General features: G+C 65.4%; 17 protein-coding genes. 10 read left to right on the plus strand and 7 right to left on the minus strand.

Annotated elements, in window-relative coordinates:
- Window positions 1-38 precede the first annotated feature (38 nt).
- Both ACW5IY_RS11710 and ACW5IY_RS11715 read right to left on the minus strand, forming a co-directional pair.
- Complete coding sequence (locus ACW5IY_RS11710) at window positions 39-740, minus strand: lasso peptide biosynthesis B2 protein (protein ID WP_010485615.1); 702 nt, start codon at window positions 738-740, stop codon at window positions 39-41.
- Between the two features lie 84 nt (window positions 741-824).
- On the minus strand, window positions 825-977 hold the full coding sequence (locus ACW5IY_RS11715) for a hypothetical protein (protein WP_162531805.1): 153 nt from the start codon (window positions 975-977) through the stop codon (window positions 825-827).
- Window positions 978-1,169: 192 nt separating this feature from the next.
- Here ACW5IY_RS11715 and ACW5IY_RS11720 point away from each other — a divergent pair, with 192 nt between their 5' ends.
- On the plus strand, window positions 1,170-2,096 hold the full coding sequence (locus ACW5IY_RS11720) for a hypothetical protein (protein WP_049433761.1): 927 nt from the start codon (window positions 1,170-1,172) through the stop codon (window positions 2,094-2,096).
- A 68-nt stretch (window positions 2,097-2,164) separates the two neighbouring features.
- Here ACW5IY_RS11720 and ACW5IY_RS11725 read toward each other — a convergent pair whose 3' ends face one another.
- Both ACW5IY_RS11725 and ACW5IY_RS11730 read right to left on the minus strand, forming a co-directional pair.
- Window positions 2,165-2,908, minus strand: coding sequence for a FadR/GntR family transcriptional regulator (locus ACW5IY_RS11725; protein WP_049433762.1), 744 nt, complete (start codon window positions 2,906-2,908; stop codon window positions 2,165-2,167).
- Between the two features lie 102 nt (window positions 2,909-3,010).
- Window positions 3,011-5,902, minus strand: a complete 2,892-nt coding sequence (locus ACW5IY_RS11730) for a TonB-dependent receptor (protein ID WP_049433763.1) — start codon at window positions 5,900-5,902, stop codon at window positions 3,011-3,013.
- Between the two features lie 241 nt (window positions 5,903-6,143).
- On the opposite strand from ACW5IY_RS11730, the gene ACW5IY_RS11735 reads away from it, so the two are divergent.
- From ACW5IY_RS11735 to ACW5IY_RS11760, 6 genes are read left to right on the plus strand one after another with little or no spacing between them, the layout of a single operon-like run.
- Window positions 6,144-7,583: a polysaccharide lyase 6 family protein gene (locus ACW5IY_RS11735; RefSeq protein ID WP_049433764.1), complete on the plus strand. Its 1,440-nt coding sequence runs from the start codon at window positions 6,144-6,146 to the stop codon at window positions 7,581-7,583.
- Entirely contained in the window at window positions 7,580-9,808 is a 2,229-nt protein-coding gene (locus tag ACW5IY_RS11740) for an oligoalginate lyase (RefSeq protein ID WP_049433765.1), read from the plus strand. Before ACW5IY_RS11735 ends, ACW5IY_RS11740 begins: the two co-directional genes overlap by 4 nt.
- Window positions 9,805-11,109 (plus strand): MFS transporter, encoded by a 1,305-nt coding sequence (locus tag ACW5IY_RS11745; RefSeq protein WP_049409651.1) that lies wholly within the window; start codon window positions 9,805-9,807, stop codon window positions 11,107-11,109. Before ACW5IY_RS11740 ends, ACW5IY_RS11745 begins: the two co-directional genes overlap by 4 nt.
- Window positions 11,110-11,169: 60 nt before the next feature.
- The gene (locus ACW5IY_RS11750; RefSeq protein ID WP_049409649.1) at window positions 11,170-11,922 is read left to right on the plus strand and encodes an SDR family NAD(P)-dependent oxidoreductase; all 753 of its coding nucleotides are present in this window, start codon (window positions 11,170-11,172) and stop codon (window positions 11,920-11,922) included.
- Window positions 11,923-11,936: 14 nt separating this feature from the next.
- Window positions 11,937-13,124 carry a GDSL-type esterase/lipase family protein gene (locus ACW5IY_RS11755; RefSeq protein ID WP_049433766.1) on the plus strand — a complete coding sequence of 396 codons (1,188 nt, stop codon included), beginning with the start codon at window positions 11,937-11,939 and terminating at the stop codon, window positions 13,122-13,124.
- Between the two features lie 10 nt (window positions 13,125-13,134).
- Complete coding sequence (locus tag ACW5IY_RS11760; RefSeq protein WP_049433767.1) at window positions 13,135-14,154, plus strand: sugar kinase; 1,020 nt, start codon at window positions 13,135-13,137, stop codon at window positions 14,152-14,154.
- A gap of 10 nt (window positions 14,155-14,164) precedes the next feature.
- On the opposite strand, the gene ACW5IY_RS11765 is transcribed toward ACW5IY_RS11760, so the two are convergent.
- The 3 genes from ACW5IY_RS11765 to ACW5IY_RS11775 all read right to left on the minus strand — a co-directional run bounded on the left by ACW5IY_RS11765 (window position 14,165) and on the right by ACW5IY_RS11775 (window position 18,295).
- Entirely contained in the window at window positions 14,165-15,022 is an 858-nt protein-coding gene (locus tag ACW5IY_RS11765; protein ID WP_192840199.1) for a retropepsin-like aspartic protease, read from the minus strand.
- Between the two features lie 159 nt (window positions 15,023-15,181).
- Complete coding sequence (locus tag ACW5IY_RS11770; protein WP_049433769.1) at window positions 15,182-16,633, minus strand: S41 family peptidase; 1,452 nt, start codon at window positions 16,631-16,633, stop codon at window positions 15,182-15,184.
- A gap of 87 nt (window positions 16,634-16,720) precedes the next feature.
- Window positions 16,721-18,295, minus strand: coding sequence for a S15 peptidase family protein (locus tag ACW5IY_RS11775; protein ID WP_049433770.1), 1,575 nt, complete (start codon window positions 18,293-18,295; stop codon window positions 16,721-16,723).
- Between the two features lie 187 nt (window positions 18,296-18,482).
- Between ACW5IY_RS11775 and ACW5IY_RS11780 the strand changes: the two genes are divergently transcribed.
- From ACW5IY_RS11780 to ACW5IY_RS11790, 3 genes are all read left to right on the plus strand, one after another.
- Window positions 18,483-19,754, plus strand: coding sequence for a hypothetical protein (locus ACW5IY_RS11780; protein ID WP_239682873.1), 1,272 nt, complete (start codon window positions 18,483-18,485; stop codon window positions 19,752-19,754).
- A 291-nt stretch (window positions 19,755-20,045) separates the two neighbouring features.
- Window positions 20,046-20,786, plus strand: a complete 741-nt coding sequence (locus ACW5IY_RS11785) for a DNA/RNA non-specific endonuclease (protein WP_049433772.1) — start codon at window positions 20,046-20,048, stop codon at window positions 20,784-20,786.
- Between the two features lie 104 nt (window positions 20,787-20,890).
- Complete coding sequence (locus tag ACW5IY_RS11790) at window positions 20,891-21,586, plus strand: HAD family hydrolase (RefSeq protein ID WP_049433773.1); 696 nt, start codon at window positions 20,891-20,893, stop codon at window positions 21,584-21,586.

The following is a 21,586-nucleotide window of genomic DNA, read 5'->3' on the forward strand; positions in this document are numbered from 1 at the left end:
CAGAACAGAGCGATGTATCGGTACATGCCTCAGGCCGGTTACAGCACCAGGATGGGCGTCATCCGGCGCAGGTTGAAGGGGATGTCGGTCAGGACCTGGTCGCCGTGCTGCAACCAGCAATGCGCTGCGAACGGCTGGGTCCGCACCGCGAACACCCACGCCGGAACGATGCCGTACCGCGACAGGAACTCACGCATGGCCAGGCAGTAGAGGAAGCACTCATCGGTCTTCCTGAAGGCGATCGGTCGCAACCAATCGAACACCCGGACCAGGAGGGCCAGCTGCTGCAGATCCACCTCGCCCGGCGTAGCTTCCTGACCGCGCCTGCGGGCTGCCGACACCGTGTAGCTGAAAGGCAGGAACGTCCTGCTGCAGGCCGCGCGCGTGACCGAGGCCAGGAACCGGCGCACATCGCGGGCCGTGATCGGCGGACATCCTCGGGACTCGCCCTCGCGCACCCAGTGCCGGGGCAACGCGATTTCGGCGCTTGCTGCGGACTTGCCACGCAGCGGATCCTGGGTGATCAGGCGCCGATCAAGCAGCGACTGCAGCATCCTCGGGCTCGGCGCTCCATCGGAAGCCAGGGGCCAGTCCTGCACCAGCCCGCCAAGCGCCGCCGCTCCGCGCCGATCGATGGAGAGATAGCTGCCGGAGGCCTGATCAAGAATGACCATTGCGTCACCGGTCACACAGACATGTGCGTGCTTCGAAAGAAAGTAGGTGGTTTCAGGCTGGTCCATCGCGAGCGCGATCTCATGCTGCTGCAGGCATCAGAGCGGTGCATGCGGGGGGCATGCACCGCAGGTCATGCAGGGTGCGATGGATCAGGGCGAGGTGGTCGGGAAGACGCCATCCCACAACGTGCCGTGGTTGTGCGCCTTCGTTTCGGAAACCACCGAGCCCAGCTCGATCAGTTCACTCTGATCTTCGTGATTCTGCTCACCAGCCACTACGCCCAGCTCAATCAGTTCGTTCATGAACATCTCCTCTAGTCAGTGGATGCACCCACGCGATGCAGCGGATGCACAGCGGCCAAGCCAGCGTCGCCCTGCGTGTTTCAGGACGATTGCCGCCAAGGCACGTAAATGTTACGATATAACATATTATTTTGGTGTGACGGCCGACCGTGATCGGGCGTCGCTGCAGCGACTCCCAAGAGAGCGAGATGGATGCCCACCGAGATCAATGACGATGGCCTTGATTCCACCCTTCTGCTGAAGGGCCTGTTTCCGCTGCCGAAGTTCATCCGCTTCGTCAGGGAGCGTTGCCCACCAGGAAGCTTTGACGAAGCGATGCTGGTGGAGCAGTGGCGGGAAGCCCGCGCCCTGGTGCGTCGCCTTCATCACGACGAAGCAGACCACGCCGATGCCATGGACGTCCTCGCCCTGCCGGAAGAGATGCGGCCACCGGCCGAGCAGGCGCTTCGCCAACCCTCGATGCACCGCATGACGAGCGTGGTGCCCCGCAGTTGGCAGATGGTGGAGATCGACCGGCTGGTGGTCTTCCAGGAGTGCATCAACCTGCGCCACATCGATCAGCTTGCAGCGGCCACGGCCGCGTCACCCGATGCATGCGAGATCATGGAACTGGTGGCGCGACGTGGACGCCACGCACATCCGGAGGTGCGCTTTACCCAGTCCGATGGCAGCTACACTTTCGCATCTGCGTCCAATGACCTGCGGTTCCTCGACGTGGCGACGATCGACCCTCGCACCATCGCCGGTTACGAGCCGTTCGGCGCGGCCAGCCACGCCCTTGTCATCTATCTCGGTTTCAGCGACAACCTGATCAGCGCCACACGTATTGGCCGCCGGATCATCCTGACCAACGGCTCGCACCGGCTGTACCTGCTGCGCAGGCTCGGCTTCCGCCATGCCCCCTGCCTGGTGACCGATGCGTCCGACAGTGATCTGTCCGACGTGTTGCTGCCAGCCGCGGTGAAGCAGGATCGGCCGTTCTATCTGGGCGCTTCGCGACCGCCGATGTTCAAGGACTACCTGGATCCAAGCCTGACCTGCACCGTGCCGGTCACCCGCAAGCACTATGCGCTCAGGGCCAAGCTGGATCTGCAGCGGATCACGGTTCCAGCGGTGTAGAAAGGCCGTGGGCATCAAGCCCGACGGCGGTAGCCAGCCACATCAGGTCGTCGCCCGCAGAACGCCTTTCAGATACGCGTCGTCGCCATGAACCGTTCGCGGTCCTGCTGCGTGCGGCGGCGGATCTCCTCCAGCGCCTGGCTTTCGGTCGCCTGCAGCATGGCTTCGAACAGGCGCTGGAAGTGATGGCGCATGGCATTGCGCGCGGCCACCGGATCACGCGCACGCAAGGCTTCGAAGATCGCCATGTGCTCGTCGGCACGGCTGGCGCCATCATCGTGGCAGACCCGTGCATAGACCTCGGTCACCCGCGGCAGTTCGCTGCGCATGCGCCAGATCTGCTGCACGAAAAATTCCACCACCGGATTGCCGGAAAGCCTTGCGATGGCCAGGTGGAAACGGCGGTCGTACTCGCAGGCTTCGGCGTCGCTCAGGTCGCGACGGCACAGCGCTTCGGCCAACGCCTGCAACTCGGCAATGCCGGCATCATCCAGATTGCTGGCAGCCAGCGCGGCAGCCTCGGCTTCGAATACCGCGCGAGCAGCGGTGAGGTCAAAGGCGCTGACATCCGGCAGCCCGCCGGACGCCTGCGTCGGACGCGGCTTCACATGCACGCCCGATCCGATGCGGATGGCGATCCAGCCCTGTGCTTCCAGTGCGATCTCGGCTTCGCGGATGGTGACCCGGCTGACACCGAACCGTTCGGCCAGTTCACGCTCGCCCGGCAGCCGCGAGCCCGGCGGAAATTCGCCGTCCTCGATCAGCTTGCGGAGCTTGGCAGCGATGGTCTGGTAAAGGCGGTTGGCGGACATGCGGCTGACCCTTGGCGATTCCCTCCGGGTCCCTGCCCTGCCACCGCGGCCGGCAAGGGTCCGGTTGGAGCGACGGCGCGACCACTGGCCGCGCCGCCCTGTTCAGAACTTGTATCGTACACCGAAATACGCACGCCGCCCGTAGGTCACCACTTCGCGGAAGTTCCCATAAAGCGGCTGGTAGGCCACGCGCGGCTCGTTGGTCAGGTTCATCAGCTCCAGCGACAGCGACAACTGCTTGTTCACCCGGTAGCGCAGGCGCAGGTCCACGCTGGTGTTGTCATCGTAGTAGCGGTTCTGCTGCGCGGTGTTGCCGGTGAAGTCCTGGTAGTAGTGCGAGCGGAACTTGCCGATGGCCTGGATGTTGAAGCGCCCGACGTCCCAGTAGATCGAGCCGGACAGGACGTGCCGCGAGAAGCCACTGAGACCCGCCGGCGGCACGATCGCCGGAATGATCGTGCCATCACTGGCCAGCTGCTCGCCCAGTCGCGAGTCCTGGGTCCGGTAGTCGGCATCGGCGTAGTTGTAACTGACCTTGAAGCCCAGCCCGTCGAACGGCTTGGGCAGGTACGACAGTCGATGGGTGGCGGTCAGCTCGAAGCCGGTCAGCGTGCTGTCCTCGTCGGTGGTCACCTGCTGCCGCACCGGCACGGTCACGCTCTGGCCGTCGATGGTGTAGGTCTCCGGCACCAGCGCGGTGGCGGTGCCGCCGTTGAACTGCTTCCAGTACACCGCGCCGGCCAGCATCGTGTCCGGGTTCGGGTACCACTCCAGGGAAAGGTCACCGTTCCAGGACATCAGCGGCTGCGCAGCGGGGTTGCCGCTGGCACTGATGTCATCCAGCGCGTCGGCCAGATTGCCGTAGGTGGCATCACTGCTCACGTTGATGGTGCGTCCGGCACCCAGCGCGGCGATGTCCGGCCGTGACATCGCGCGGTATGCACCGACCCGCAGCAATACGTCCGGGCGGAGTTCGAAGGCCGCGTTGAGGCTGGGCAGCAGCTTGTCGTTGCCCGCCTTGAACACCTGCGTGCTGTACTCGCCAGTGGGTTGCAGGCGGATCGTCCCGTCACCGTTGTCCTCGATACGCAGACCGGTACGCACGCCTTCGGAGCGGACATCGGTCTTGACCCAGCGCAGGCCGAGGTTGCCGGTCACCGGCAAACCGAACAGGCTGCTGCTGAACTCACCCAGCAGATAGAGCGCGCGTGTCTTCTCGGTGATATCGACATTGTTCGGATCCTGGAAACCCGGATCCAGCCCGCTGTCGAGGCTGCCACGGAACGACTGGTACAGGCAGTTCGGATCGAAGTACGCCCACGAGGAGATCGTGTTGCCGCTGGCGGCATCCATGAAGTCATCCTGGGGGAATGGTGCACGGCAAGCTTGATTGGCAGCGATGATCTTCGCCTTGTCGGTCGCCACGCGCTGGTCGTAGTCGGTTACCAGGGTGTTGTCGCGCAGGCGGTAGTCTGCCTGGCTGGCGCGCACGCCGCCCTTGATGCGGGTGAAGAAACCGGACTCGGGCATGAAACTGGCATCGAAGCGGCCGGCCTTGATCTTATGGTCGTTCTCCGTTGCGCTTGAGGTCACCCGCGCCGCCCCGGTGTAGGCGTCCCAGTTGGTGGGGTCGAAGTTCGGCGCCAGGGCAACACTGGGCACTTCGCCGTGCCAGTCCCAGTCATAGTCCACGTAGCCGGTGGCACCACTGCTGATGCCGGGCACGACGGCATTGTTGACGTCGCGCTGGTTGGCGCGCAAGCGGGTCATGCGCTCGCTGTCGAGGCGATTGGTGTGGGAGTACGAAAGATCGGTGGACAGCTCCCAGGCCGGGGTCGGTCGCAGGATCAGGTTCAGGCCACCCCCGGTGTATTCCTCGCCACGCCAGTAGCGGTTTGAGGTGGAATCAATCGAGGTACTGCCGTGCAGGTGGCGCACGATACCGTCCTCGTCAACCTCGCGCTGGGTGATGCCTCGGCGAGCGTTGGACAGGCTCAGATCGCTGCGGTTCTCGTACCAGTTGCGCTCGGTGTGTTCGAAGTCGAGGTTCACTTCAACCACATCATTGGGCCGCCACTGCAGTGCGGCGAACTCGCTCTGCCGGTTGTTGCGCTCCTGCTTGAGCCGGTAGATGCGGCTGCTTGGCACCAGGTAGTACGGCGCGCCGTTGGCGATGGCCTGCGCGGACACTTCATTGCAGTTGGCATTGCCCACGTTCTGCGTGCCATCGCAGGCATACCAGGTGGAACCGCTGGTGATGCTCTCTTCCGGATCAGTACCGTCCAGACGCTGGAAACCCAGCGAAATGCCCAGCTTCTGCCCGTTGCCGAACTCGAACTGGTCGATGTAGCTAGCGGTGCCGCGGTAGCCGATGCTGTCGTCGTCGCGGTACTTCTTGTCATACTCGGCCCAGCTGCCACGCAGATCGATCTGCGCCGAGCGCTTGCCGTATTCCAATGGCCGTACTGTTTCCAGGCCGATGGTACCGGCCACGCCGCCTTCGATGATGTCGGCGCGCTGGGTCTTGTAGATGGCCACCGTATTGATCAGCTCGGCGGGGAACATGTTGAAGTTCACCGAGCGGTCGCCGCTGCCGTTGGTGATTTCGCGGCCATTGAAATTGGTACTGCTGAGGAAGGCGCCGAGGCCGCGGATGGAGATTTCCGAGGCGCCGGTCTTGTCGCGGGTCGAAGCGGCGCCGGTCAGGGTCTCGATCGCATCGGCCAGCGAGGGCGCCGGCAGGTCGCCGATGTCATCGGCCGAGAGCACATCTGCAATGACGGTGTCGTCGCGCTTCTTGTTGATCGAACTCTGCATCGATTCGCGGATGCCGGTGACCTGCACCTGGTCCAGCGTGGTGGGATCCTGTCCTGCCGCGTCCCTGCTGGATTGCGCCTGGGCCGCGGGCAGGCCCGCCAGCACGGCGAGCAACGCCACGATCAGGGGTGTGGGGGACAACGAGATGCTGTGCACTGCTCCGGCGGATCGCCGCATGGTTTCCTCCTCCCAAAGGATCGCCTGCATGCCAGGCGTGGGACGCAGCTTCGGCACGGTGACATGAAAATGTCAACCAATTGGTATGCAAATGTTTAAATGCCTTTGATCCATACCAGTTGATCGCAATTTAATGTGCTTCTGCAGCATGACTTTGCGCGAAGGCTGGCTTACAACAGACCCGAAAGTGGTATGCAGACCCACCCTGAAACGACGGCCGGGCCGTCCCTGGAAGGATTTCATGCGCATTCACTCGCTGGCGCGTCACCCGTCCAACAATCCATCACTGTTTTGCCTGGCCACTGGTCTGGTCATGTGCCTGACCACTTCAGCTGCAAGTGCAACCAGCTGGCTCGTCCACGATGTTGCTGAGTTCACTACAGCCGCCTCGACGCTGCAGCCCGGCGATGAGATCGTGTTGGCTGACGGCATCTGGACCGACGCCCGGTTGCTGCTGAAGGGCCAGGGCACGGCAGCCGCGCCGATCGTGCTGCGCGCGCAGACCGCCGGCGAGGTCGTGCTCAGCGGGCGCTCGGACCTGCGCCTGGCAGGGAGCTACCTTCAGGTGTCCAACCTGGTGTTCCGCAACGGCTACGCACCGGGTGATGCGGTGGTGGCATTCCGCGAGTCGAGCACGGCCGTCGCCAGCAACAGCCGCGTCACCGGCCTGGTGATCGACGACTACACCAACCCCGATGCCAGCGACCAGGACTACTGGGTTTCCTTCTATGGCAGCCACAACCGCCTCGATCACAGCCAGCTGCGCGGCAAGACCAATGCCGGGCCGACCGTGGTGGTGGTGCGCGATGCCACCCAGGGCCTGGACAACCAGCACCGCATCGACCACAACTGGTTCGGCCCACGCCCAGCGCTGGGCGTCAACGGCGGTGAAACGATTCGCGTCGGCACCAGTGACACCTCACTGAGCAATTCCAACAGCACCGTGGAGAACAACTGGTTCGAAGGCTGCGACGGCGAGACCGAAATCGTCTCCAACAAGTCTGGCGGCAATACCTACCGCGGCAACGTGTTCTATCGTTCGGCCGGCGCATTGACCCTGCGCCACGGCAATGGCAACCGGGTGATCGACAATGTCTTCCTCGGCGATGACAAGGCCGGCACCGGCGGCGTACGCATCATCAACGCCGACCAGACCGTCAGCAACAACTACTTCGAACGACTGGCCGGGTCCAGCAACCGTTCGGCACTGGCGGTGATGGATGCGCAGGCCAGCCCGCCGCTGTCCGGGTATGCGCCGGTGGTGAATGCCACGATCAGCCGCAACACCTTCGTGGACGTGGCGAAGATCAGTTTCGGCGTCGGCCATGATGAGGCGAAGGGCATCGTGGTGGCCGCCAGCAACAGCCGCTTCACCGGCAACCTGATCGTCAACCGCACCAGCAGGAACCCGCCCAATGCCGCCAGTTCGCTGGCCGGTATCGACTTCAGTGGCAACGTGCAGTCGCCGGCAGCCAGCACTGTGTTCCCGGGAGGCGTAGAGAGCCGTGGTGTCAGCCTGCAGCAGGCTGATAGCGGATTGTGGGTTGCCACGGCTGCCCTGCCCGCCGTGGGTGCCGATCCTGCCCTGGCGATGACCGCGCGCGAGGCGACCGGCGTTGCCTGGTATCCCAAGGTGGGCGAAGTTGCCCTGTCACGCACCCGCAATGGAGTTGATCGATGAGGTTGCAGCCGCTGTTCGTTTCCCTGGCTTTGGCCGCCCCCTTCGCCCTGCTGCCGAGCGCATCGCTGTTCGCAGCCCCCACTGCTGCCGTGCGACAGGCCGAGGCCGCGCCGGTGCTGGTCACCGCCGCACAGTGGCAGCAGATGGCCAGCGAAGGCCGCCGCTACCCGTGGTTTTCCAAGGAACAGGCGCGCACCGAGGCGACGCTGAAGAAGATGATGAAAGCCGGTATCGACGTGCCGGTACCCAAGGACAAGGGCGGCGGGCGCACCCATGAACAGCACAAGCGCAACTACCAGGCGCTGCTGGCGGCGGGCACGCTGTACCGGCTGACCGGCGACAGGGCCTACGTGGACTATGCGCGCGACATGCTGCTGCAGTATGCCCAGCTCTACCCGACGCTGGGCCCGCACCCGGAAGGCCGTGGGCAGATTCCCGGGCGCGTGTTCTGGCAGGTGCTCAACGATTCGGTATGGCTGGTCAACGCCATCCAGGGCTACGACGCGATCCGCGACGCGCTGTCCGCCAACGACCGCAACACCATCGAATCGAAGGTGTTCCAGCCAATGGCCGAGTTCCTCGTCAGTGAGCCGAAGAACTACGACCAGATCCACAACCACGCCACCTGGGCGGTGGCCGCCACCGGCATGACCGGCTACGTGCTGCGCGACCCTGAGCTGGTGGAGAAATCCCTGCGCGGCAGTCGGAAGGACGATCAATTCGGCTTCCTTCGGCAGATCGACCTGCTGTTCTCGCCCGATGGTTACTACGAGGAAGGCCCCTACTACCAGCGCTATGCACTGGCGCCGTTCCTGCTGTTCGCCAATGCCATAGAACGCAACGAACCTCAGCGGAAAATCTTCGCGCGCCGTGACGGCGTGCTGTTGAAGGCCGTGGATGTGCTGGTGCAGTCCAGCTACAACGGCTTGTTCTTCCCGATCAACGACGCCATCCTGGACAAAGGCATCGACACCGAAGAGCTGGTGGCCGGCATCGGCATCGCCTATGCGCGTACCGGTGATGACCGCCTGCTGTCGGTGGCCCAGCAGCAGAAGCGCCTGCTGCTTTCGCCCGAAGGGCTGGAGGTGGCGCAGGCGCTGGCGGCGAACAAGGCCAAGCCTTTCGACTACCGGCCGATGCTGCTGCGCGACGGCCCTGACGGCGACCGCGGCGGCTTGGCCATTCTGCGCATGAACGGCGAACGCGGCCAGGCGCTGGTGCAGAAGGACACCATGCAGGGCATGGGACACGGCCACTTCGACAAGCTCAACTGGCTGTTCTACGACAACGGCAACCCGGTGGTGACCGACTACGGCGCGGCCCGCTTCCTCAACGTGGAAGCCAAGCGTGGTGGCATCTACCTGGCCGAGAACCGCAGCTGGGCAAAGCAGACCGTGGCCCACAACACCCTGGTAGTGGACGAGCAGAGCCACTTCAAGGGCGACTGGAAGCGCGGCGAGGAACACGCGCCGCAGGTGCGCTTCTTCCAGGCCGATGCCGATACCCAGGTCGCCTCGGCAACCATGCGCGGCGCTTACCCTGGCGTGGTCTTCACCCGCACCCAGGCATTGCTTAGCCACCCTGACCTGGGCCTGCCGGTGGTGCTGGATCTGCTGCAGGTGCACGGCGACAAGGCCGCGCGCTACGACCTGCCGCTGCACTTCAACGGCCACATCGTCACCACCGGCTTCGAGGCCGAACACTTCCCCGCCCAGCGCCCGGTGCTGGGCAAGGACAACGGCTACCAGCACCTGTGGCTGGATGCACGCAGCAAACCCGGCAGCGAACCGCGTTCGCTGGCCTGGCTGTTGGATGGCCGCTTCTACACCTACCGCTTTGCCAGCAGTGCGCCAGCGCAGGCGCTGCTGGTGGAAAGCGGTGCCAACGACCCGGAATTCAACCTGCGCCGCGAACCCGCCCTGCTGCAGCGCGTGGAAGGCCAGAAGGACGTGACCTTCTTCAGCGTGCTGGAGCCTCATGGCGAGTACAACGGCACCGCCGAGTACGTGCACGGCGCCGACAGCCGCATCAAGGATATCGTTCGCGCCCGCAGCAGCGATGCCGAGGTGATCGAGCTGCGCCTTGCCAGTGGAGCCCGCATCGCGCTGGGCGTGGCCGATGACAGCAGCGCCAAGGGCGAGCACAGCGTGACCATCGACGGCCATGCCTACCGCTGGAGCGGCAGCCACGCGCGCATGGACCGCAGCAAGGGGGACGCGAAATGAACGGCCCTGCGGTGGTGGCCAACCTGCGCAAGGTGCCGGTGCGTTCAGCAGTGCGCTGGCTGATCGTGGGCCTGATCGCCGTGGCTACGGTCATCAACTACATCGACCGCAACGCACTGGCAGTGATGTGGCCGGAAATCGCCAAGGAAGTGGGCGCGACCAAGGATGACTACGCCCTGCTGGTGACGGTGTTCATGCTGTTCTATGCCGCCGGCCAGTTCCTGTTCGGGCGCCTGTTCGACATGATCGGAACGCGCCTCGGTTTCGCCCTGTCGATCAGCGTGTGGTCGATCTCCATTGCGCTGCACTCGATCACCCATTCGATGCTGTCTTTCAGCCTGGTGCGGGCGATGCTCGGCATCAGCGAAGCGGGTGCGTGGCCCGGCGCGGTCAAGGCCAATGCCGAGTGGTTCCCGGCACGCGAGCGCGCATTGGCGCAGGGCGTGTTCAACGCAGGTGCGTCGATCGGCGCGATTGTCTCCGCACCGGCCATCGCCGGCCTGTACCTGTGGCTGGGCTGGCGCGGCACCTTCGTGCTGGTCGGTGCGATCGGCTTCCTGTGGCTGCTGCCGTGGCTGTTTGTCTACCGCGCCGGCCCGGACAAGCACCCGTGGGTGAGCGATGCGGAACGCCGCTTGATCATGGAAGACCAGACCGGGCAGCAGGATGTCGCCGCGCCGAAGGTGAGCGTGCGTTCGCTGCTGGCCCATCGGCAGAGCTGGGGCATGCTCGCCTGCCGCTTCCTGCTGGACCCGATCTGGTGGTTGTTCGTGTCCTGGCTGCCGATCTACCTGGCCGAAACCTTCGGCTTCGACATCAAGCAGATCGGCCTGTTCGCCTGGGTGCCGTTTGTCGGCGCGATGCTGGGCAGCCTCAGCGGCGGCTGGCTGTCCGGGCGGATGATCCGTGCCGGGCACAGCGTGGACCGCGCCCGCAAGCTGGCCATCACGCTGGGCTGCGTGATCATGGCCCCTGCCCTGCTGGCTGCCGTGCTGGCCAACCAGCCGCTACTGGCGGTGCTGGCGATCGCCGCCGTGCTGTTCGGCTTCCAGGTGGCCATCGGCAACATCCAGACCCTCCCCGGCGATCTGTTCGACGGCCGCTCGGTGGGCACGCTGGCGGGCCTGGGGGGCCTGGCCGCCGTGGCCGGCACCTTGATCACCACCTGGCTGGTGCCGGTGCTGACCCGCCACTCCTACGCCCCGATCTTCATCCTCGTTGCCGCGCTGGTGCCGCTGTCGCTGGCTGCGCTGTGGGGGTGGACCGGGCCTATCCAGAAGCTCGACCGCCGCGGCGGCTGAGCCTGGGTCATCTTCTTTTCCAAGTACATCCATTCCCCCGCAAACCAAGGAGTTTTCCGCATGTCGTTCCAGGACAAGGTGGCCATTGTCACCGGCGGTGGCCGCGATATCGGCCGCGCCGTTTCGATCAAACTGGCTGCCGCCGGTGCACGCGTCTGCATCAACTACGCCAATGATGAAGCCAGTGCCCAGGAAACGCTGGCACAGATCCAGGCGGCCGGTGGCCAGGCCATCGTGCATCGCGCCGACGTCACCGATGCCGCTGCCGTCGCCGGCCTGGTCGCTGCGGCACAGGCCGCGTTTGGTGAGCGCATCGACCTGCTGGTGAACGTTGCCGGTGGCATGGTGCAGCGTCGCCCGCTGGCCGAGATCGACCCGGCGTTCTTCCACACGGTGATGGACCTCAACATCACCTCCACCTATCTCACCACGCACGCGGTGGTGCCGCACATGCGCGAAGGCGCGGCCATCGTCAACTTCGCTTCGCAGGCAGGGCGTGATGGTGGCGGCCCGGGCGCATCGATCTACGCCACCGCCAAGGCGGCGGTGATGACCTTCACCCGTGCCATGGCCAAGGAGCTGGGGCCGAAGGGTATCCGGGTAAACGCACTGTGCTGCGGCATGATCGCCACCCGCTTCCACGACGAGTTCACCAAACCGGAAGTGCGCACGGCCGTTGCCGGCGCCACCCCGCTGCGCCGCCAGGGTGCGCCGGACGAGGCCGCTGACGCCGCTGTATTCCTGGCTTCGGATGCGGCGGCGTTCATTACCGGCGCGAATCTGGACGTCAACGGCGGCACCTACTTCTCCTGACTGGAATCCTGCCCATGCAGCGCTGGACACTCCTGCTTTCATTGGCGATCTGTTCCGCCACGGCCACGCCTGCTGTGTGGGCCGCACCCGTGTGGGTCACTGCCTGGACGGCCGCGCCCGCGCCCGATCGCAAGGACGGAACGCCCGATGCGCCGGTACAGTTCGCCGCACAGACCGTGCGCCAGGACATCCGCGTCGGCAGCCGCGGGGATGCGCTGCGGCTGCGCATCAGCAACGAACTCGGCACGGTGCCCTTGCGGGTCGAGGACCTGCGCCTAGGAATGAAGAACGGCAAAGCCGCACCACTGCCGGTAACAGTGGATGGCCGCGCGGTCATCGAGGTGCCGGTGGGTGCCGCACTGCTGAGCGATCCGGTGCGGATGCCGGTGGCGGCACTGCAGGAAATCAGCGTGAGTGCCTATTTCCCGCAGCCTACCCGTCCCGCCGTGCGCCGCACCGAGCTGCGGGTAGCGGATGGCAGGCAGGCAACCGTCGCCGACAGCGTGCGGATGAGCTACCAGCAGAACGTGTTCTCGGCGGTGATGGTGCAGCGTGATGATCGTCCCCAGGTGATCGTGGCGCTGGGCGATTCCATCACGGAAGGCGCCACGGCCCGTCGCGGCACGTTCAACCAGTGGCCAGAGCGTCTGGCGCAGCGGCTGCAGCAGGCCTGCCCGGACAGGTTTGTGGTGCTCAACCAGGGCATCAGCGGCAACAAGCTGCTTGACCATGGCCGCAGCCACAGCGCCCTGTCACGATTGGATCGCGATGTGATCGCGGTGGCCGATGTCGATCAGGCCATCCTGTTCGAAGGCATCAATGACATCCGCCACAGTGGTGGCGCGCAGCCGCTGCCTGGACGCAACGCGGCGGACATGCTGCTGGGCTATCAGCAGGTTGCGGCGCGGCTGCATGCGCACGGCATCCGCGCCTGGCTGGGTACGTTGACCCCATTCGGCGGCTCCGAGCGCTACGAGCCCGTGTCCGCAGCCACTCGCACCACGATCAACCAGTGGGCGCGCGGTGGGCAGACCGGGTTCGATGGCATCATCGATTTCGATGCCGCGCTGCGTGATCCGAAGCTGCCCGAGTCACTGCCGGCCGACATCACCCGCGACCACCTGCACCCCAACGACGAAGGCTACCGGCGCATGGCCGATGCCATCGATCTGCGCATGCTGGGCTGCACCGCCACCGACTGAGAGAGAACCGATGAGCCGCGTCGTTTGTTTCGGTGAATTGCTGCTGCGCCTGGGCGCACCCGGCCGTGAACTGCTGCTGCAGACGCCGCAGCTGCAGGTCCATGTGGGGGGCGCCGAGGCCAATGTGGCCGTCTCGCTGGCCTGCCTAGGCCATGACGTGCAGATGGTCAGCACGGTAGCCGGCAACGCGTTGGGCCGGCATGCGGTGGCCGAGCTGCGGCGGCATGGCGTGGGCGTGGCCGGCGTGCGTGAAGTGGAGGGTGACCGCATGGGCCTGTATTTCCTGGCCACCGGTGCGGTGCAGCGCGCCAGTGAAGTGGTGTATGACCGGGCGGGTTCTGCATTCGCAAACAGCAGTGCCAAGGATCATGCGTGGCCCACTCTGCTGTCCGGCGCGCACCTGCTGCATGTCTCGGGCGTGAGTCCGGCGCTGGGTGCCAACGTGGCCGAGACGGTGCGGGGGGGCGTGCGTGCGGCTCGCGCGGCCGGCGTCCAGGTGTCCTTCGACGGCAATTACCGTCCCTCACTGTGGCGACGCTGGAGTGGCGACGCAGCGGCGATCCTGCGTGAGATCTTCGCCGAGGCCGACATTGCGTTTGCCGATCATCGGGACATCGAACTGGTGCTGGGGTTGCACTTTCCGCAGGACGATGCGGTCGCTCGAACAGAAGCCGCTGCGGCGGCCGCGTTTGCCACCTTCCCGCACCTGCAGTGGCTGGCCTGCACCCAGCGCGACGTGGTGAGTGCAGATCATCACATCCTGGGCGCGCTGCTGCTTGGGCGCGACGGCACGCGGGCGCAGGCACCACCGCGCCCGCTGCCCGGTATCGTTGATCGCATCGGGGGCGGCGATGCCTTTGCCGCCGGCATCCTGCACGGATTGCTGTCCGGGCTCGACGCAGAAGGCACCGTACACTTCGGACTGGCTGCGGGCGCGTTGAAGCACGCCATTCCCGGCGACTTCAGCCCGGTGGCGGAGGCGCAGGTGCTGGCTCTGCTGGGCAATGCAGGCGCGGATGTCCGGCGCTGAACGCGCGTGATCACTCCGCCGGCGCGGTGACGAAGCGACGATTGGGGCGCAGAAAGATGCTGCCGGAACGGGCATCCAGCAGGATATTGAACTGCTGCAGCACTTCGCTGCCAAGCGTCCCGTCGTCCGTGGAGCCTTCGTCATCGACAGTGATCGAGGCTTTCTGCCCTTTCAGTTGCAGGGTCGAAATGCTGGCCTCGGGCACACGCACATCCACCGCGCGTATCTTCCGGCCCGCGCTGCCGCTGAACTGAGACGTTCCAAGTCGTTCCGGGAACGCCTCCTGCAGGCGGTGGGCGGTGCCGAAGGCGTAGGACAGGTCGATGTTGCCGTTGCTGCCGGTGTCCAGGGCAAGCCAGGGCGCAAAGGTGCTGCTGCCGTTGCCGAGCGAGACCTGGATCACCGGGACGTTGCCAATCCAGCGCACGTTGGCCCGGACATACCCGGCAAGGTCGGGAACATCGTCGTGCACGCGCAGCAGACTGCGGTCGTAGTCGATTTCCAGGACCTTGCCCTGGAAGAAGGTCCAGCCCAGTACCGCATCGAAGGGGCGCCCCTTGTAGTCGATCACCACCGCTCCCATCGGTCGCTGCACGCTGCCGATCCGGACCGCGTTGTGCGTGCTGTAGTCGAGAAGCGTGACGCCATCGGAACCGGTGTTCTCGCTCTGATCGTCAATGACCAGCTTCGCGTCCTGCTGGATGTGCCTGGCAACCGCCATGGCCGACGCGCCGGTATCGATGAGAAAGCGCAGTGGTCGCGAGCCATTGATCGTACCCTCGACATAGATCCGGTGATCCTTGCCCTGCTCGAAGGGAATTTCGGTGACCGCAGCACCGGCTGCGAAAGGCACCAGCATGATCGACATCGCGCATTGAAGCGCAGTACGAGGCAGTCCGCACATCCGAGGGCTCCTTCCGTCAGTAGAGCCGCAGCGGGTGCCGTGCTCATTGCGGGTTGGATGCCGCGGCCGGTGAAAAGGTTTAATGCATCCGTGCTGCGTCACCGGCAGGCCACCAGGACCGGATCATCGTCCGGAGATCCACGCTTCAAGTGCTGCGGTGTCCCGCATGTCGCCGTCATAGCGACGATCCGGAACATGTGGCTCATTCGAGCCGCGCACCCGGCCTCGGAAAACCTTCATCGGCACGGAGATCCTGGCCAAGCCGCTCGGGAGCCGCTCTGGCCGGACATCCATGTAGAGGCTGTCGGCCGACGTCTCGACGCCGACCTGCATCGCGCCCAGCCGCTTCCACAGATCCAATGCATCGAGGCAGGCCGAACCACAGGCGGCATCAGCCACGACCACCACCCTGCCCTTGTGTCCGGGTCCGGCCCGCTTTACCTGCGATAGCGCGGCGGCCGGATCATCGGTGGGTTCCCGCCACAATGGCTGGCCTTGCTCCCTTGCCTGCGCCATCCCTGCGGTTACGGACTCCAGCATATGAAGCAGCGCCGGTGATGCGTCAGGTGCCTGCTCCAGTTTCTGCAGAAAACCACGGAGCTGGGCGATGTTGGGTTCGGACGCCCGCCACTCCACCCAGCTGTCGTCACGCACTGCATCCACGGCCTCGCGCCCCCAGATCAACCGCGCCAGCGCGATGCTCCAGTGCGACGCACCGCCGCTGTTGCCGCGCACATCGAGCACGATCAGGGGCGCCTGCTGCAACGCGTCGGTCGCCGGGGTGAGTTGCTGCAGCATCCGGGTGAGCTCCTGGAAATTGGCCGCAGCGGGATCGGCGTTGAAGCTGCTGGTGGTGATCCAGTAGCCACCGCCTGGCATCGTGTGCCAGCCATTGGCTGGGCGGACGCTGCGGCGGGTATCGGCCAGGCGTTCCTTTCGGCTTCCCGGATCGAGTGGCGCCCAGCGCAACGTATGGCGCTGTTCTCGACCATTCACACGAAAAACGCAGCTGCTCAGCATGGACACGAACGGATTGCCCTGCTCCAGCAGCACTTCACCGCCACCATGGATGCGGCTGGCCTGCAGGTTCCAACGCCCGCTGAAGTCACCCACCCGGCGCGCAGCCAGCGTCTGCGCATCGACACCATCACAGGACAGCAATCGAGCCCCAAGCGGCGGATGGCCCGGACCACCATCCACGGCCATGACCACCTGCACATCGCCGTCGAAGCCGGTCAGGAACCCTGGCCATTGCGTTGGAAGATCGGGAACGTCGGCAAGCGCGTTGAGGCTGACATGCCCATCGTTGAAGGACGCCGCATAGCCCTTCATCGCCCACCAGTAGCCCGCGAAGCTGTCGACCCTGCCCGCGCGCGAGCGGGCAAGCGCCGAGGCTGCCTCCAACTGGGGAACGAAGCCGGGATTGCGCCGGTCGACCGTGCCCGGATGACTGTCGCGCATGGCTGCATCGGCTGCATCCAGATCTGCCAGCAGCGTGCGCGACCAGTCGGTTGGAACGCCTTGCGGAATGGGTGTGGCAAGCACCGCGCCCATCAGAAGCCCTGCGATGATCATGCCGGCACCCCTCCCTTGGATCGATCTCCAGTCTCGCAGTTTTCCAGCCTGGCAACCCGCGCCCGCCGCAACGGGCGCGAACGCACATCAATGCAGCGGCACCTTCAACACCGAAGGCGCATTGGCCGGCGAGCTGAAGGTCACCGCCCCACCCAACTGGCTGATGCCCGCATACCGCAGATCCACCGTATCAACCACCAGGGTCAGGCGGCTGCCGGCCGGAACGTTCCAGCTGCTGGCTTCCAGCCGCAGGTCGATGGTCTTCGCCTGGCCCGGTGTGGCACCCCGCAGCGTATAGGGCTTGTGGCTGATCAGCTGGCCGTTGCCCAGCACGTCTTCCGCATAGAGGTAGGCGTACAGCGTGGTGTTGGCGCGACTGGGGGTAACCGTCAAACGCACTTCCGGTGCGCCATCCAGGCGCCGCGCGCTCCATTGAACCGGTCCCTGCCAGACGCCGGCCGCACTGCGGCCAACGAAAGGCACATAGGCACCCGGCGGCAGGTTGATCATCTGCAGTGCACCTGAGGCCATCGCCACACCGGAATTGGCGGCGGTCAGCAGGCCACTGCCGATGCGGTAGTTCCAGCCGGTGCTGCCACCGTTCTCCGCCAGCCCACCCGTCGGCAGCAGCAGGCCTTTGGGTGCGGTCAGTGCATAGCTGACGGCGCCCGCATTGGTCGCCTGCCAGTTCGGGTAGGTGCTCCAGCTGCCCTTCTGCGACTTCAGCTGCACCGCAGGCTGCCGGTCGATGCCATTGGCCTCACCCTTGAGGTAATGGTCGAACCAGACGCCCACCGAATCGTAGACCTCGTTGGGAATACCCAATGCGCCAAAGGCTTCGTTGAGCGCGTGATCACCATGGCGCAGCTGGAGCTGTTTGGGGCCCTTCAGGCGGTTGAAGAAATCGACCAGCTGGCCCGGCGGGAACAGGCTGTCGTTGAAGGCGTTGGCCAGGAACACCGCCGGCTGGTTGGCGTTGATCTCATCGATGCTGGACCCAGGGCTGCGCTGGGCCGCCACCGGCAACAGCGAGTCCACCGCGCCCTGGTAGTTGCCGACCAGCACATTGCGATTGATGGTCGTCAGTTCCGGTCCCGGGCGACCGGTAGCCAATCCTGCGGCCACCAGCAGCGCGATGCCCTGCGCGCTGGGGGTGTCGTTGCTGTACAGCGAGGCCTGCAGGTCGGCCCAGCCGCTCAATGCGGCCACTGCCTTGATGCGCGGGTCGCGCGCCGCCGCCAGCAGGCTGGTGCCGGCGCCGTAGGAGATGCCCGAAACGCCGATTCGTGACGGGTCGGCGCGGGTGTTGTCCAGCGCCCAGTCAATCAGCGCGCTGACGTCCTCGACCGTGGCCGGCCCGGCGATGTCGATGCTGCCGCCGGATTCCCAGAAGCCACGCGAGCTGTAGCTGATGACCACATAGCCACGCCGCGCCAGCGACTGCGCCACGCCCACGTATTCCACGCTGGGCACCGCCCAGCTGCTGGGCATCACCAGCAAGGGATACCGCCCGCTGCCCGCGTCCTGCGGTTCGATGACGAAGGCCCCGAGAGGCGTTCCATCCCAGCTGGGAATGGTGCGATGGGTGGTCTTGACCGTGGCCGCCCAGGCGGTGGGCGCCAGCCCGGTCAGCAGGATCAACAGCAGCAATACCTTGCGCATCGTGGTCTCTCCCCGTCGGTGGTGGTGCAACGGATCGGACCGTACCAGTGCGAATGGTGACAGGCACCTTGCGGCGCAGCATGACGTTTGCTGCATTGTCGCAGCCTTTGGATCGATGCTATGACGGGGTACTTCCCAAGGATGGACGGATACCATGAGGCCCCGGCCACTCTCACTTGCCGCCCTGATGCTGGGTGCAGTCGGCCCCGTATCTGCGGACGGACCCGCGCTGTCCGACGTCGCCGCCGGCGCAGTTTTTGAAGAGGCGGAAGCGCTGTGCCAGGCCGACAACGGTCGACTCTGGGGAGCGTCGCTGTGTGGGCCGATGATGCTGGTAGACCGGACCAGTCGACGGGTCACGGCATCCCATGCAGATGCACAGGGCCGCCTGCAGGTACGTGGAAAGGTCTTCGTCGGCCAGCTTCCGCCGGACGCGATCATCGCCAACACCGCCGTCGAATGGTCCGGCACCCGCTGGACGCAGCTGCTCTGGCCGCTGCCACAGGACGAAAGCCGGCGACGCATGCTGCTGGCCCACGAGATGTTCCATCGCCTGCAACCCGCATTGTCGATCGAAACGTCGGCAGAAGGCGGCAATGAGCACCTCGACACGCTCGAAGGGCGCTATTGGCTGCAGCTGGAATGGCGTGCACTTGCCGCCGCACTGTCCGCAACCGACCCCGGCGCACAGCGCAACGCGATGAACGATGCGCTCGCGTTCCGTGCTGAGCGTCACCGTCACTTCCCAGCCGCCTCCCGGGACGAGGCCGCGCTGGAGTTGAACGAGGGCCTGGCCGAGTACACCGGCGTTCTCGTCGGCAATCCAACTCGCGCTGCGCGCATCGAAGCTGCATTTCATGACCTTCGCGCCCATGTGGGTGATCGCAGCTTCGTCCGTTCGTTCGCCTACGCGACCGGCCCGGCCTATGGCCTGCTGCTGGACCAGGTTGCGCCCGGATGGCATCGCAATCTTGTCCACCCCGCCCGGGATCTTGGTTCACTTCTGGCAGAGCGCACGCACACCACTCCACTCACCGACGAAGCTGCACTGCTCACCACGGCAGCGCGTTATGACGGGCCTGCGCTGCGCGAAACGGAAGTGCAGCGGGAACAGCAGCGCCTTGCGCAGCTTGAACGCAACCAGGCCCGCTTTGTAACCGGCCCGGTACTGCGGCTGGATCTTCGCAGCATGCGCATCCAGTTCGACCCAGGCAACATGCAGCCGTTGCCTGGCAGCGGCACGGTATATCCCACGATGCAGCTGAGCGACATCTGGGGAACGTTGACGGTCACCGACGGAGCGTTGATGCAGAACGACTGGAAGGCCGTGTTCGTGCAGGCGCCTGCATCGGGCGAACTGCCCCTGCAGGATCATGGATGGACGCTGAGCCTGGCGCCCGGATGGTCGCTGGTACCTGGAGCGCGCCGCGGCGACTACGTGTTGCGGGCACAGCCCTGAGCCTGGTGGCGAAGGGGACCGCCCCGCCCTAGCACGCGCGCGTGTCAGCCACGTGCCGCGTGATCTGACACATCACCAGTGCTTGCGGGCGGTCACAGCTTCGTCTTTTCGTCGTTGACCGAAAGGCGACAGCTTGTGACGCTTACGACACCGCAGGGTCGGCATGGCCCCACCCGCTCGGTCACGTCCCACCGCAATCCGCTGCACCCGACTCCGCACCGTCTCCCCATGACCTCGCCCTGCCAGGTCGAGGCGGACGGCTGCGCTCTGAACTTCTGCTGGAGAACCGCAATGCGCCTTGCAAGCTTCTTCCTCGCGTTCGTCCTCAGCGCCGTCGCCGGCGCTGCCCAGGCCCAGGTCGTCACCCTCAACAAGGGCGGCTTCGTGCTCACCTATGACTGCAGCATCCACAGCGCCACCCGCTACGAATACACCCTGACCGCAGACACTGGTTCGGCCGCGCGCCCGTCCAGTTTCTACAAGGATCCGGACCTGCCGGCCGGCTGCCTCGGCCAGAACAGCACCGCCTCCTACGCCAGCATCAAGTCCGGCTATGACCGTGGTCATCTGGTGACCTCCAATCACATGGACTACAACGCGACCTACATCCGTCGCGCCAACTACATGACCAACATCGTCCCGCAGGTCTCCAGCTTCAACCAGGGCATCTGGGTGAAGGCCGAGAACGTGGCCGAGTGCTACCGCGACATCGCGCCGGTGGATGTCTATGGCGGTGTGGTCTACGGCGATGCCTCCAACGACTACTTCCTTTCCAGCCACGGCATTCCGACACCGGAGTTCTTCTGGAAGACGATCATCACCCGTGATCCGAACACTGGCACGGCCAAGGCGATCAGCTGGATCATTCCCAACGAAGCCAATCTGGGCAGCCTGGACAGCTACCTGGTGACCATCGCCGATCTGGAGGAGCTGCTGGGTGCCAGCTACGTGGCCATCAACGCGCCGGCATCGCTGAAGAACATGCTGCCGGCGAGCACCTGGCCGCAGCCAGCCGGGTGCGACCTGGGCTGACCAGGCCTGCTGGAATGGCTGGCATCCGGTCCGGGTGCCAGGCCGGGACGACTATGGGAAAATGGCGGGCAATTGCACCATCGCATTGCCCCCTGGAGCTGTAGATGTCCCGTTTCCCGTTTGATGCCGTGCTGTTCGACTGCGATGGCGTACTCGTCGATTCCGAGCCGCTGGTGGCCCGCGTGCTCTCGGAGATGCTGACTGAGCGCGGCTGGCCGCTGACCCCGGCGCAGGCGGGTGAAGTCTTCCTCGGCCAGTCGGTGGCCCATCTGGCCGGGCTGATCGAAGAGCGCACCGGCAAGCCGTTCACCGAGGCGTGGCTTGAAGAGTTCCGCCAGCAGCGCAACCGGGCACTGGAACGTGACCTGGATGCGATCCAGGGGGCACCCGAGGCCGTGCGTGCGATCGCTGCGGCCACCGGTGGGCGGATCGCCTGCGCCTCCGGCGCCGATCTGCTAAAGGTGAAACTGCAGCTGGGCAAGGTCGGCATCCTCGATGCCTTCGGCGACCACGTCTACAGCGGCCAGGACATGCCGAACACCAAGCCGCACCCGGACGTCTACCTGGCGGCCGCTGCCGCGCTGGGTGTGGATCCGAAGCGCTGCGCGGTCATTGAAGACACCGTGACCGGTGCGACCGCCGGTGTGGCGGCAGGTGCCACCGTGTTCGGCTTCAGCGAGGGCGGCCCGCACCACAGCACGCCCGAGGCTCTGCGCGCGGCCGGTGCCCAGGTGATCTTCCAGCGCATGGAAGATCTTCCCGCACTGCTGGCGGCCTACACCGCCGACGCTGCCGCCTGA

This window comes from Stenotrophomonas sp. C-A (assembly GCF_054030835.1).

Excerpts from the sequence above, each read along its gene's own strand:
- ACW5IY_RS11710 (WP_010485615.1), bottom strand. The coding sequence starts at position 740 with ATGGACCAGCCTGAAACCACCTACTTTCTTTCGAAGCACGCACATGTC.
- ACW5IY_RS11715 (WP_162531805.1), bottom strand. The coding sequence starts at position 977 with ATGAACGAACTGATTGAGCTGGGCGTAGTGGCTGGTGAGCAGAATCAC.
- ACW5IY_RS11720 (WP_049433761.1), top strand. The coding sequence starts at position 1,170 with ATGCCCACCGAGATCAATGACGATGGCCTTGATTCCACCCTTCTGCTG.
- ACW5IY_RS11725 (WP_049433762.1), bottom strand. The coding sequence starts at position 2,908 with ATGTCCGCCAACCGCCTTTACCAGACCATCGCTGCCAAGCTCCGCAAG.
- ACW5IY_RS11730 (WP_049433763.1), bottom strand. The coding sequence starts at position 5,902 with ATGCGGCGATCCGCCGGAGCAGTGCACAGCATCTCGTTGTCCCCCACA.
- ACW5IY_RS11735 (WP_049433764.1), top strand. The coding sequence starts at position 6,144 with ATGCGCATTCACTCGCTGGCGCGTCACCCGTCCAACAATCCATCACTG.
- ACW5IY_RS11740 (WP_049433765.1), top strand. The coding sequence starts at position 7,580 with ATGAGGTTGCAGCCGCTGTTCGTTTCCCTGGCTTTGGCCGCCCCCTTC.
- ACW5IY_RS11745 (WP_049409651.1), top strand. The coding sequence starts at position 9,805 with ATGAACGGCCCTGCGGTGGTGGCCAACCTGCGCAAGGTGCCGGTGCGT.
- ACW5IY_RS11750 (WP_049409649.1), top strand. The coding sequence starts at position 11,170 with ATGTCGTTCCAGGACAAGGTGGCCATTGTCACCGGCGGTGGCCGCGAT.
- ACW5IY_RS11755 (WP_049433766.1), top strand. The coding sequence starts at position 11,937 with ATGCAGCGCTGGACACTCCTGCTTTCATTGGCGATCTGTTCCGCCACG.
- ACW5IY_RS11760 (WP_049433767.1), top strand. The coding sequence starts at position 13,135 with ATGAGCCGCGTCGTTTGTTTCGGTGAATTGCTGCTGCGCCTGGGCGCA.
- ACW5IY_RS11765 (WP_192840199.1), bottom strand. The coding sequence starts at position 15,022 with ATGTCGATCATGCTGGTGCCTTTCGCAGCCGGTGCTGCGGTCACCGAA.
- ACW5IY_RS11770 (WP_049433769.1), bottom strand. The coding sequence starts at position 16,633 with ATGATCATCGCAGGGCTTCTGATGGGCGCGGTGCTTGCCACACCCATT.
- ACW5IY_RS11775 (WP_049433770.1), bottom strand. The coding sequence starts at position 18,295 with ATGCGCAAGGTATTGCTGCTGTTGATCCTGCTGACCGGGCTGGCGCCC.
- ACW5IY_RS11780 (WP_239682873.1), top strand. The coding sequence starts at position 18,483 with ATGCTGGGTGCAGTCGGCCCCGTATCTGCGGACGGACCCGCGCTGTCC.
- ACW5IY_RS11785 (WP_049433772.1), top strand. The coding sequence starts at position 20,046 with ATGCGCCTTGCAAGCTTCTTCCTCGCGTTCGTCCTCAGCGCCGTCGCC.
- ACW5IY_RS11790 (WP_049433773.1), top strand. The coding sequence starts at position 20,891 with ATGTCCCGTTTCCCGTTTGATGCCGTGCTGTTCGACTGCGATGGCGTA.